The organism is Azospirillum sp. B510 (assembly GCF_000010725.1).
Lineage (GTDB): Bacteria > Pseudomonadota > Alphaproteobacteria > Azospirillales > Azospirillaceae > Azospirillum > Azospirillum lipoferum_B.
This window is the reverse complement of the sequence record NC_013854.1, coordinates 569,284-581,750: the sequence shown is the minus strand read 5'-3', so window position 1 is coordinate 581,750 and position 12,467 is coordinate 569,284. Positions and strand designations below refer to the sequence as shown.

Genomic DNA, 12,467 nt, shown 5'->3' with positions numbered 1-12,467 from the left:
GAGTAGGGCATTTTGCCCCCGCCGCCCGGCCGCCTGCCCCGCCTCCGACCTCACGCCGCCTTGGCGACCACGTCGGTTCCAGCCGCCCCCGCCGTGGCCGAGGCGACCGGGGTCGCCGATTCCGAGCCGACGATCCGGCCCAGCCCCAACCCGAAGCCGACGGCGACGCCGTTGCCGGCCGCCTGATCGGTGCGGACCGGCTCGTCGCGCATGCGGCGGTGCTCCTTGTCGCGCAGGCGGGCTGGACGGCCGCTGACGCTGTCGACCTCGTCCGGCGTCTCCAGCGCGTTCAGCGCCAGCACCTGATAGATCGACAGCGGCGTGCCGTTCAGCGCCTTGACCGGAGCCATCGGCACCTGGGTGGTGAAGCCATCGGGCATGTCCCGCTTGCGCACCGCGTCGTTCACCACCTGGGCCGGGGCGAAGCTGGACAGCGGATTCTCGGAGAATTTGGAGGCGAAGCGGTCGTAGATCTCCTGCAACGACTTCGCCTTGCCGCTGCTCTTGTCATAGAAGACGTTCTTGTTGGCGGCGGCGGCGTCGGGGAAGACGTCGCGGGCGGTGCGGCCGGGATTCTCCTGCATCGCGTTCAGGAACTTGGACGCCCCGCCGGCCCCGAGGAAATGCGCCAGATACAGCTCGGTCGAGCCGATCTTGCCGTCCACCGTCTCCTCCAGATATTCCTTGTTGTCGCGGGTGTATTCGGCGGCCATCAGGGCGGAGACGTTGGGGTCCTTGCGCAGGTCCAGGATCTCCTTCTTCATCTCCGGATCGGAGACATAGGGGCGGCCGTCGCCGCGGGTCTGGATGGCGCTGGCGTATTTGCCGAGGCCATGGTCGGCGCCATGGTCCTTCATGGTTTGCAGCCAGGTGCTGTCGATGAACTGGTAGAGCCCGGTCGCCGACGAGGAGGAGGACTTCACATCCGTGCGGTATCCGCTCTCGACGGCAGCTTTTTCCATCAGGTAGGCAAAATCGACCCCGGTCTTCGCGCTGGCATTGCGCACGGCGGCCTCCACATTGGCCGGACCGCGGGCGGCGCGGGCCTGTTGGGCGGCGGTGTCGCTGGGATTGCCGAGGGCGGAAGCGTAGGTCATGGGTCGATCCCCGTGTGAGAGGCCCCGATGGAAGGCGAAACCATCCATGCAGACGCCGTGCCAGTTCGGGGAGGGGTTGAGGCCGCCCCGTGGCGGGCCCAGCCTTTGATCCTCGCCTTTCAGGACGCGCGGCATCCCGCCCTCTCGCCAAGGACCATGCGATGCTGTATGTTGACCTATAGGTGAACCAAACAATCCGCTCCGAACAAATCCGCCCTGGGAGATCCGTTCCGCCATGACCTACACCGCTCCGGTCGACGATCTGCGCTTCGTCCTGAACGAGGTGGTCGGCCTCGACGCCATCGCCGCCCTGCCCCATTGCGACGGCGCCGCCCCCGATCTGGTCGACGCCATCCTGGAGGAGGCCGGCAAATTCGCCTCCGGCGTGCTCGCCCCGCTGAACCGGATCGGCGACAAGGAGGGGGCGACGCTGGAAAACGGCGTCGTCCGCACCGCCACCGGCTGGAAGGACGCCTACGCCCAGTTCACAGAGGCCGGCTGGAACAGCCTGCCCTTCGAGCCGGAGCATGGCGGGCAGGGCCTGCCCTGGACCGTCGCCTTCGCGGTGAACGAGATGTGGCAGTCGTCCAACCTGTCCTTCGGCCTGTGCCCGCTGCTGACCCAGGGTGCGGTCGATCTGCTGACCGAGCATGCCAGCGCCGAACAGAAGGCGGTCTATCTGGCGAAGATGATCTCCGGCGAGTGGACCGGGACGATGAACCTGACCGAACCGCAGGCGGGCAGCGACCTCGCCGCGGTGCGGACCCGGGCGGCGCGGGCCGGCGACGGCAGCTATCGCATCACCGGCCAGAAGATCTTCATCACCTATGGCGAGCATGACCTGACGGAGAACATCATCCATCTGGTGCTGGCCCGCCTGCCCGACGCCCCGGCCGGCATCAAGGGCATCAGCCTGTTCATCGTGCCGAAATTCCTGCCCGAGGCCGACGGCACGCCCGGCCGGCGCAACGACCTGCGCTGCGCCAGCCTGGAGCACAAGCTGGGCATCATGGCCAGCCCGACCGCCGTCATGGCCTATGGCGACGACGAGGGCGCCATCGGTTACCTCGTCGGCGAGGAGAACCGCGGCATCGAATACATGTTCACCATGATGAACAATGCCCGGCTCGGCGTCGGCATCCAGGGCGTCGCGATCGCCGAGCGCGCCTACCAGCAGGCCCGCGACTACGCGAAGAGCCGGGTGCAGAGCAAGGATCTGGCCGATCCCAAGGGGTCCGGCGTCGCCATCATCAAGCATCCCGACGTCCGCCGCATGCTGCTGGACATGCGGGCCAAGACGGAAGCCGCCCGCGCTCTGGCGCTCTATGCCGGCACGCAGCTGGACATCTCCCGCCACCACGCGGATGCGACGGTGCGCGCCGCAGCATTGGCGCGGGTCGATGTGCTGACCCCGATCGTCAAGGCGTGGTCGACGGACATCGGCTGCGAGGTCGCCTCCACCGGCGTGCAGATCCATGGCGGCATGGGCTTCATCGAGGAGACGGGGGCGGCCCAGCATTACCGCGACGCCCGCATCACCCCGATCTATGAGGGCACCAACGGCATCCACGGCAACGACCTGACCTTCCGCAAGACCGGCCGCGACAAGGGGGCGGCGGCGCGGGCCTTCGTCGCCGACATGCGGGCGACGGTGGCGGAACTGGGAACGGCCCCCGGCGACGACCTCGCGGTGATCCGCAGCGAGCTGTCGGCCGGGCTGGACGCGCTCGACAAGGCCATCGACTGGATGGTCGCCACCCAGGCCGAGGGCGACCTGCAAGGGGCGGCGGCCGGCGCGGTGGCCTATCTGAAGCTGTGGGGCAATGTTGCCGGCGGCTGGATGCTGGCGCGCTCGGCGATGACGGCGATGGAGGGGCTGCGCCGGCCCGGCGCCAACGCCTCTTTCCTGGAAGCCAAGCTGATTGTCGCCCGCTTCTATGCCGAGCAGGTTCTGGCGACCGCCCCCGCCCTGCTGCCGACCATCGCCAGCGCCCGCAACACGGTGATGGCGCTGAGCGAGGATCAGTTCTGATGTCGGCACCCCTGTTTCGCTGGAGCGGATGGAACGTTTGAAACACCGTGAAACGGTTTTCCGGCCCCTGTTCAGTTGTTCCACGCCGCCAGCGCGATGGCGGCGTGGAATGGTGAAGGGGGTGGGAAACCGGGCAACGGGGTGCATGGGGACTCCGCGCGGATATAGGTTATCATTCCTATAACGGCGCGGTGTTCCCGGCAACCTTTCGCGGAAAATGCAGCTGTCTCCCTCTCCCGCCCCGGGAGAGGGAAGGGGCCCGCCGCAAAGCGGTGGGAAGGGTGAGGGGTGATCCAAGGAACCATGCGGTTCTTGATTCTTGCCATACCCCTCACCCTCCCCACTTCGTGGGTCCCCTCCCTCTCCCGGGACGGGAGAGGGCCATTGTCGGCGCGCCGGCCCGCACGTGACACGTCCAGCTTGTTGCAAACTTCACCCATATGGCACGATGCGTGCAATTCTCCCCAAAGCTGCGCGCTTCCATGACCGATACGCTCTCCACATTCGCCGGAACGATCTGGGAATGGCTCAACGCCGAGCAGAATGCGGGAGCTGTGTCCGCATTGGAGCAGGCCGCCGGCCCGGATGACCGCCCGACATTGGCGGAGGCCCGCGCCGCCATTTAAAAAGGCGATTACAACCGCGCCGAGAGCCTGCTGGACACGTTGGAGAACGCCCAGGCCGCTGCCCCCGCGCCTCGGCGCAGGGAAACACCGACGAGTTCGCCCGCCGCCAAGCCGCCACCCTCGCCAAACTCGAAGGCGGCGCGCCTCGCACCCCTCACCAGTAACGCATCGCATCCTTGTACAGCCCGCGCAGATCCTCCTCCGACACCGGGCGCGGGGCGATGGTCAGCAGGCGTTGCTGAGCCGCTGCGCCCCGAACCAGCCCCGGAATGTCGGCCTCGCCGTAACCCAGCGCCGACAGCCCGTTCGGCAGGCCGGTCGCCCGCATCATCGCGATCAGCCGGGTCGCCAGCAGCTCGCCGCCATCCGCCGGCGCCGCACCGCGCACATCCGCCCCCAGCGCCTCGGCGGCGCGCAGATGGGCCTCGGGTGCTGCCAGGCCGGTGAAGCGGAAGGCGGCGGGCGCGTTCAGCACCACCGAGATGCCGTGCGGCACCATCGGCTCAACCGCCTCATAGCCGGTCGCGGTGAAGCTGTGGTTCATCCCCGCCACCGAATAGGACATGGCGTGCGGGATGTGCACCCCGGCATTGCCGAAGGCCAGACCGGCCAGCGTCGCCGCGAACATCAGGGCGTCGCGCGCCTCCAGGCAGTCGGGGTCGTTGACCGCCCGTTCCAGCCATTGCCCGCCCAGCCGGATCGCTTGCAGGCTGCCGATGTCCGACCATGGGTTGGCGCCCTGGTAGGGCGGGCGCGCCGTCGGCTGCTCCGGTTTCGGGCGCGAGCGGAAGGGGCGCGCGGTATGGCTCTCGATGGCGTGGGTCAGCACGTCGAAGCCGGTGGCGGCGATGGCGCCTGGCGGCAGGCTGTCGATGGTGCGCGGATCGACGACGGCGAGGCTCGGCCGCAGATGGCGCGACGAGATGCCGGTCTTCACCCGCATCTCCACATGGTCGAAGATGGCGACGCCGGTGGTCTCGCTGCCGGTGCCGCAGGTGGTCGGACAGGCGATGTGCGGCCTGACCGGGCCGGGCACCGGGATGCCCTCCCCCAGCGGCTTGTTGACATAGGCGAGGAAGTCGGCCGGGTGGGTGGCGTAGAGATTCGCCGCCTTGGCGGTGTCGATCACCGACCCGCCGCCGATCGAGACATAGCCGTCGAAGCCGCCGTCGCGCGCGAAGGCGGCGGCGTCGAGGAAGGAGGCGCTGGTCGGCTCGACCCGGCAATGGTCATAGACCACCGCATCGACGCCGGCCCGCCTCAGCGACTCGAGCGCCATGGCGAAGGGCGCCGTCGCCGCGACCCGTGGATCGGTGAACAGCGCCACCCGCGTCATGCCGAGCGCCAGCGCGTCGCCGCCCAGCTCCGCCAGCATGCCGGGGCCGAACTTCATCCGCGCCGCCTCGACGGTGAAGCCCTCCTCGCCGTCGGGCAGGATCGGATAGGCGGTGCCGTGCGTTTCGCGGGTCATGTGCGTCTCGCGCGTCATCGGGCCTTGCTCCTCCGCTTGAGCGGGCCGGGTTCATCCCGGCCCATCCGTCCCCGTATGGGAGCGCCCGCCGCCGGGCCTGTCAATGCGTCCGTTCGTCCAACAAATCATCCGCCGGGCCGGGGGATGGGCGCAGCAGCCGCTGATAGAGCCAGCCGGTGCCGACCAGACTGAGGCCGAGGCCGAGGAAGGAGGCGACGCGATACATCCCCTCCAGGTCCGACATGTCGCTGAGGAACACCTTGGCGACCACCGCCAGCACCAGGATCAGCCCGGCATGGCGCATCCATCCCCAGCCGGCGCGGATCCCCGCCACCAGCATCGCCACCGCCAGCAGCAGGAAGCCGGCGGAATAGCCGTACCATTCGGCGTCCGACATCTCGAAGCCGGACAGGACCGGCCCCTGGAAGCTGCGGCGGATCTCCAGCGCCAGGTTGGCGGCGAGCAGCAGCAGCGGCAGCACCGGGGCGGCGTTGCGCAAGGCCCGCGAGGGGGGCGGGTCGTACCAGAGATAGAGCAGCCCCAGCACGGCCGGCGCGCCATAGGCCAGCAGCAGCCGGTTGACCACCGGCCACGCGCCGACCCACTCGTCGCTCCACAGCGGGTTCAACGCCCCCAGATGCAGGAGCAGGGCGGTCGCGGCGGCCAGCAGGACCAGCAGGCGCCGGCCCCACACCGCCACCGCCCGCGCGTTCCACCGCCGGTCGGCCGCCAGCAGCAGGGCGAGGCCGAGCCAGGACAGCGTGTGCAGCGCCACCTCGGCCAGGGTCGACGGTGCGGCCTCCAGGCTGCCGGACATCCAGCGATGGATGCCCAGCGACAGCATCAGGGTGGTGAAGACCAGGGCGCCGGCCTCCAGCACCATCACGACCGGATCGTCGCCCTTGCCGTCCGGCGCCGCGCGCATCACCCGCGCCGCCAGCAGGAAGCCCAGCGCCGGCAGGCCGTAGCCGTAGGCGATCCAGCCATAGCCCTCGTAATCCAGTACATAGGGATTGACCGCCAGCCGCACCAGGACCGCGCCGGCCACCAGCAGGGCGACGCCGCGCAGCTCGCGCAGGGCGAGCTGGCGCTCCAGCCAGGCGAGAACCGGCACCTGCATCGCCAGCGCCACGGTCAGCCACGCCTCTTGCAACAGCATGGTGGCGCCGAGCGCGATGGCGCCGGTGGCCCCGGCGGCGAAGGCGGCCAGCCCCAGCGAAGCGCCGGGCCGGTGCCGGTGGCGGGCCAGCGGCGTGGTGGCGCCGACCAGCAGGGCCGCCAGCCCCAGCGCCGCCGCCGGCCAGCCGATGCCGGTCTCCGGCGGCTTCACCTGGGCATAGGCCAGCGTCAGCAGGGCCAGCGGCGCCAGCGCCGAGAGCGAGGCCCAGAGTGCCGCCCGCCGCGCCTCCCACAAGGCGATGAAGCCGCCGACGCCGAACAGGGCGGCGAATCCCGCCGCCACCCACAGGAAGCGGACGACCGAAGCCGGATAGCCGGCCGGATCGATGGCGATCAGCGGCTGGCCCTGCGCATTCAACGGCGGCGGGCTGGACGGGACGTAAGGCAGGCTCCAGGACTCCAGCGACAGCAGCACCGCCAGCGCCGCGATCCAGGCGATGCCGGCGATCCGCTCCGTCCGCCGCCCGCCGACCAGCGCCAGCAGGGCGAACAGGGCGAGTGCGGCCAGCGACACCGAGCCGTGCGAATCGAGCCCGGTGACGGCGACGACCAGCAGCCCGAACACCCACATCGCCATCATCGCCAACCGGTCGGCGGGATGGCGGCGCTTGCGCCGGATCCAGTCCGGCAGCGCGGTGCGCCAGCCGCTGGCGGGGACCGGCTGCGGCGGCGTCTGGTCCAGCACGCCCAACACCGCCGGCACCAGGAACAGCGCCGTCGTCACCAGCAGATAGAGGCTGGTCGGCAGCGCGTCGCCGCCGCGCCACGGGTCGATCATCCACAAGAACGGCCACAGCCCGGCACCGGCCAGCGCGCCCCAGCCGAGCCAGCGCCAGCCGCGATACAGCACCACCGCCATCCCGGCGCCGTTCAGCGCCAGCAGATAGGCGAACAGGTTCCAGGCGTCGGGATTGCCGGTGGAGACCAGAAGCGGGGAGACATAGCCGGCCAGCAGTCCCAGCGCCGCGATCAGCGGCCCTTGCAGCAGCGACAGGCCGATGCCGGCCAGCGACAGTCCGGCCAGCAGCGCGAAGGCGACCAGCGGTGCGAACAGCCCGAACAGGGCGAAGCCGCCATAGACGCTGACGAAGGCGGTGAACAGGCCGGCGGCGGTCAGCACCGGCGGCACGTAATCCGGCCGCAACGCCGCGACGGCGCGCTGCATCGGCCGGCGGCGCAGCCATTCGCCCCCCACCATCAACCCCAGCCCGGCCAGCAGCCCCAGCGCCACCCGGACCGACGGCCCGAGCCAGCCATGATCGACCGACAGCTTGATGAAGAAGGCCGCCGCCAGCGCCATGGTGCCGCCGCCCAGCCAGATCAGCCAGCGCGAGGCCAGCGACTCCTCCAGTTCGCGCCATCCCGAGCGCGGCGGCGGAGGCGCCGGTTCGGGCGGCCGGGCTGGTTGGTCGGCCTGTTCGTCAGCCCGTTCGTCGGCCCGTTCGTCGGCGAAGACCGGTTCGGGCGGGATGTCCTCCGCCGGAACCGGCGGCTCGGCCGTCACGGGCACCGCGCTGACCTCCGCGGCGGGCTGGCCCCCGAGCCTGTCCAGGCGCCGCTGCAACGCGGCGATCTCCATGCGCTGCTCGTTCTGCCGCCGGTTCAAGCGGTGGACGGCGACGCCGAAGACCAGCAGTAGGACGATGAACTCCATGACCGCTCCGCCAGGATGCCACGGCCCCCAATTCGGAGGGCTTCCCGCGGATCATAATCTTGCAACAATCCACTGTCTCGGCCCTGCTGGAGGCGCCCCGAATGGCGAGCCGGGCAGGTCACCGGAGCCGGGTCAGGGGCCGGGTCAGGCCTCGGCCGCCCCCAGCCGCGCCATCGTCGCCAGCGCGTCGTCAAGAGCGTGGAAGTCGGCGGTGTTGTCGAAGACGCACCAGACCGGCCGCGACGCCGCCTCCGCCTGGAACCGTTCGGCCAGCGCGTCCAGCACCGCCGGTTCGTAAGCGGAGCGGTACATCACCGGCGAACCGTGCAGGCGCCAGTAGCGCAGCCCGTCCCAGCCGCCGGGCTCCGCCGCAGCCGGCGCCGGAGCGGGATCGGCGGCGACGCGGGCGACATGATGGGCGGCCAGCAGGGACTCGGCCGCGTCGGTGAACCAGGAGGGATGGCGCGGCTCGCACACGGCGTCGCCGTCGAAACGGGCGCGCAGCAGGGCGAAGAAATCCTCCGCGACCATCCGGTCGAAGCCCAGGCTGGGCGGCAGCTGCACCAGCAGCGGACCGAAACGGTCGCCCAGCATCCCGGCCTCGGCCAGAAAGCGCTCCAGCGCCGTTTCGGCGCCGATCAGCCGGGCGTCATGGCTGATCGCCTTGGGCAGCTTCACCGCGAAGCGGAAACCGGGCGGGGTCGAGGCCGCCCAGCGCGCCCAGGTCTCCGGCTTGTGCGGCCGGTGGAAGCTGCTGTTCACCTCGGTCATCGGCAGGACGCGGGCGATGCGCTCCAGATGCGTGCCGGCGGCGGGAAAGGCCGGCGCGGCATGGCTGGGAATGCTCCAGCCGGCGGTGCCGATCCGGATCGGGCGGGGCCTGATCGGGTGGAGGTGGCCTGAGGGCAAGACGGGGATCCTCCTCTGCCGTGGCGGGCTCGCCTCCCCGGCAACGCCCGTCACGCGGGCGTGGTTCCCCGGCCGGATGGGCCGGACATCAGGGACCGCGGAAAGTCCGCCAGGCGCAGACCGCGCCGTAATAGAGCGAGGTCGCCAGCCACAGGCCGAACAGCCAGCCCGGCCGCGCCGGTTCCAGCACCACCAGCGCGATGCAGCAGAGCAGCCAGACGCTGGTCACGCCGATGTTCAACGGCATCAGCGCCTTGACGCGGAAGGGATGCAGGAACTTGACCGTGGTGAAGGTCAACAGCCCCAGCGCCACCACCACCACCGCGTTGAACCAGGGGCTGAGGTCGAGCAGCCAGAGATAGAGGGCCACCACGTTCCAGATCGCCGGGAAGCCGACGAAATAATTGTCGCCGCTCTTCATCCCGACATTGGCGAAGCAATAGAGCGCCGTCAGCAGCACCCAGGCGGCCAGCCCGACGCTGACCAGCCCGCCGGGCAGCAGGCCGAACCGGTGCATGAACACCGCCGGCACCACGACATAGGTCAGGTAATCGATGACGAGGTCGAGCGCCGAACCGTCGATCCCCGGCAGCACCTGCTTGACCGAGACGCGACGGGCCAGCGTGCCGTCGACGCCATCGACGACCAGGGCGATGCCCAGCCACATCAGGCACAGCTTGGCGTCGCCCGCCGCCGCCGCCAGCAGGCCGAGCAGGCCGAGCACGGCGCCGCTGGCCGTGAAGATGTGCACCCCCCAGGCCGACAGGCGGTGGGTGATTCCGTAGCCGGCGCTCATGCCGATGTTTTCCGTGGGTGGCAAGGACAAGGCTGTGACCTGGACGGGCGGGCTGGGACGATAGGCGGTGAGGCGGGCGGATTTTCTGACACAGATGCGCGCAGATAAACACAGAATTGTGGTCGCCCGAAAGCCCCGGCCTGTCACGCCCCCCTCACGCCCGAGGCGCCCCGCCCGGCCGGAAGGCCGCCCGTCCGGCCAGCGCGTCGGGCAGCGGTCCGCCGGTCGCCCAGTCCAGCAGCTCCACCGTGTGGACCACCGGCAGGCCGGTACCCGACGCGATCTGGGCGATGCAGCCGAGATTGCCGGCCGCCACCGCCTGGGCACCGGTGCTTTCGATGGCCGCGACCTTGCGGTCGCGCAGCTCCCCCGCCAGCTCCGGCTGCAACAGGTTGTAGGTGCCGGCGGAGCCGCAGCACAGATGCGCGTCCGGGATCTCCCTCACCTGGAAGCCGGCGGCGCGCAGCAGGGCGCGCGGCGGTTCCTTGATGCGCTGGCCATGCTGCATCGAGCAGGCGGAGTGATAGGCGATGGCCTGCCCGGTCTCCACCACCGGGCGGGAGAGCCCGATCCCGTCCAACAGCTCGGTGACGTCCTTCGCGAGATCCGCCACCCGCGCCGCCTTGGCGGCATAGGCCGGATCCTCGCGGAACATGTGGCCGTAATCCTTGACGCTGGTGCCGCAGCCGGACGCGTTGACGACGATGGCGTCGAGCCCTTCCCCCTCGATCTCCCTGGTCCAGGCGTCGATGGTCTTCCTCGCGGCGGCGTGGGCGAGATCCTCCTTGCCCATATGGTGCGTCAGGGCGCCGCAGCAGTCGGCTCCCTTCGACACCACGACCTCGACGCCGTGGCGGGTCAGCAGGCGGATGGTCGCCTCGTTGATCTGCGGGGCGAGCACCCGCTGGGCGCAGCCGATCAACAGGGCGACCCGCTTGCGGCGCGTCCCCTCGGCCGGGTGGACGCCCGGCCGGTCGCTGGGACTCGGTGCCGGCACGCTGGCCGGGGTGAGCGCCAGCATGGCGGACAGCCGCTTCGGCAGCAGGACGCGGAAGGGCCGCCCCAGCGAAGCCCCCAGCAGGGCGAGCCGGAACAGCCGCGGGTTGGGCAGCACCCGCGCGATCAGGCCGCGCATCGCCCGGTCGGCCGGCGGACGGCTGTGGGTCGCCTCGATATGGGCGCGGGCGTGATCGACCAGATGCATGTAATGGACGCCCGACGGGCAGGTCGTCATGCAGGACAGGCAGGACAGGCAGCGGTCGATGTGCTTGACCGTGGTCTCCGGCGGCGGGCCGCCCTTTTCCAGCATGTCCTTGATCTGGTAGATGCGGCCGCGCGGGCTGTCCAGCTCGTCGCCGAGGATGGTGTAGGTCGGACAGGTCGCGGTGCAGAAGCCGCAATGGACGCATTTGCGCAGGATCCGCTCGGAGTCGCGGATGGCGGCGTCGGCCAGCTGGGCCAGCGAGAAGTTGGTTTGCATCGCGTTCGGTCGTCCCGTCACAGCCCCGCATACATGCGGCCGGGGTTGAGGATGCCCTTGGGGTCGAAGCTCTCCTTGACCCGGCGGCTCAGCGCCATCAGCGGCTCGGGCAAGGGCTGGAACACCTCGGTCGCGGCGCGCACCGCCTCGGGGGCCCGCACCAGCGTGGCGTGGCCGCCGGCGGTCAGCGCGCTTCGGATGGTTGCTGCCGAGTCGGACGCCGCCGTGTCGGATGGAAGCGCCAGCCAGACCAGCCCGCCGCCCCAGTCATAGAAAACCTCGACGTCGAGCGTCCGGCGGAGGACCGCGACGGTCGAGGGGCCGGCGGCGGGGGGGACGGAGAGTTTCCAGAGATGGGGGCCGTCGGCAGCCACTCCCCCGAAACACGCCCCATCCCTCACCTCCCGCCAGAGCGCCAGCGACTCGTCGCGGCCCAGCACGGCGTCGGCCCGCAGCTCCTCGCGCAGCATGGCGACGCGCGCGGCGACCGACGGGCCGAAGCCCTCCAGCCGCACCAGCGTCACCGCCCCGCCCGCCCCGGCGATGGCGGACACGCCTGACCGCGCGGCAGCCGCCGCCGGCAGATGGGCCGCCCCCGACACCTCGTAGGGGCTGCGCAGGGCGCGGTCGAGCATCGCCACCGCCGCCGAATCGTCCAGACCGGCCAGCAGCAGGGTCGCGGTGTCCTCCGGCGCCGGCAGCACCTTCACCGTGATCTCGGTCAGCGCGGTCAGCGTGCCGAAGGATCCCGCCATCAGCTTGGGCACATCATAGCCGGTGACGTTCTTCACCACCTTGCCGCCGCCCTTGTAGGCCTCCCCCCGGCCGCTGACTCCGGCGATCCCCAGCGTGTGGTCGCGGGCCGACCCGGCGGCGATGCGGCGCGGCCCGGCCAGCCCGCAGGCGACCAAACCTCCCAAAGTCCCGCCCTCGGGAGGTTCGAAGGCCAGATGCTGCCCGCGCCCGGCCAACAGGGCGCGGATCGTCGCCATCGGCGTGCCGGCAAGCGCTGTCAGCACCAGCTCCTCCGGCTCGTAGGCGACGATGCCGGACAGGGCGGACAGGTCGAGCCCGTGGGCGGCCCGCACCGGACGCCCCAGGCCGCGGCGGCTGCCGCCGCCCAGGATCTCCAGCGGCTCGCCGGCCGACAACGCCCAGCGCACCGCCTCGGTCACCTGCGCGGTGGTTTCCGGCTTCAGGATGGTGATGGTCATGGCGGCGGA

Annotated in this window: 9 protein-coding genes; 2 read left to right on the top strand and 7 right to left on the bottom strand. The window is 70.8% G+C overall.

The annotated features are described in order from the left end of the window. Nucleotides 1–50: 50 nt before the first annotated feature. Entirely contained in the window at nucleotides 51–1,097 is a 1,047-nt protein-coding gene (locus AZL_RS02670; protein WP_042442407.1) for a hypothetical protein, read from the bottom strand. A 235-nt stretch (nucleotides 1,098–1,332) separates the two neighbouring features. On the opposite strand from AZL_RS02670, the gene AZL_RS02665 reads away from it, so the two are divergent. Both AZL_RS02665 and AZL_RS36200 read left to right on the top strand, forming a co-directional pair. Then, nucleotides 1,333–3,129 (top strand): acyl-CoA dehydrogenase, encoded by a 1,797-nt coding sequence (locus tag AZL_RS02665; protein WP_012973130.1) that lies wholly within the window; start codon nucleotides 1,333–1,335, stop codon nucleotides 3,127–3,129. A gap of 482 nt (nucleotides 3,130–3,611) precedes the next feature. Next, nucleotides 3,612–3,755, top strand: a complete 144-nt coding sequence (locus AZL_RS36200) for a hypothetical protein (protein ID WP_158305956.1) — start codon at nucleotides 3,612–3,614, stop codon at nucleotides 3,753–3,755. Nucleotides 3,756–3,909: 154 nt separating this feature from the next. Here the strand turns inward: AZL_RS36200 and AZL_RS02660 are convergent, their stop codons facing one another. The 6 genes from AZL_RS02660 to glcE form a co-directional block, all read right to left on the bottom strand. Then, on the bottom strand, nucleotides 3,910–5,244 hold the full coding sequence (locus tag AZL_RS02660; RefSeq protein WP_012973129.1) for a hydroxyacid-oxoacid transhydrogenase: 1,335 nt from the start codon (nucleotides 5,242–5,244) through the stop codon (nucleotides 3,910–3,912). Between the two features lie 82 nt (nucleotides 5,245–5,326). Beyond that, nucleotides 5,327–8,059: a DUF2339 domain-containing protein gene (locus tag AZL_RS02655; RefSeq protein ID WP_012973128.1), complete on the bottom strand. Its 2,733-nt coding sequence runs from the start codon at nucleotides 8,057–8,059 to the stop codon at nucleotides 5,327–5,329. Nucleotides 8,060–8,203: 144 nt separating this feature from the next. Continuing rightward, entirely contained in the window at nucleotides 8,204–8,968 is a 765-nt protein-coding gene (locus AZL_RS02650; RefSeq protein WP_042442405.1) for a DUF72 domain-containing protein, read from the bottom strand. 88 nt (nucleotides 8,969–9,056) lie between these two features. Then, nucleotides 9,057–9,764, bottom strand: a complete 708-nt coding sequence (pcsA, locus tag AZL_RS02645) for a phosphatidylcholine synthase (RefSeq protein ID WP_012973126.1) — start codon at nucleotides 9,762–9,764, stop codon at nucleotides 9,057–9,059. 154 nt (nucleotides 9,765–9,918) lie between these two features. Then, nucleotides 9,919–11,244: a glycolate oxidase subunit GlcF gene (gene glcF / locus AZL_RS02640; RefSeq protein WP_012973125.1), complete on the bottom strand. Its 1,326-nt coding sequence runs from the start codon at nucleotides 11,242–11,244 to the stop codon at nucleotides 9,919–9,921. Between the two features lie 17 nt (nucleotides 11,245–11,261). Continuing rightward, nucleotides 11,262–12,458: a glycolate oxidase subunit GlcE gene (glcE, locus tag AZL_RS02635; RefSeq protein ID WP_012973124.1), complete on the bottom strand. Its 1,197-nt coding sequence runs from the start codon at nucleotides 12,456–12,458 to the stop codon at nucleotides 11,262–11,264. Nucleotides 12,459–12,467: the final 9 nt, after the last annotated feature.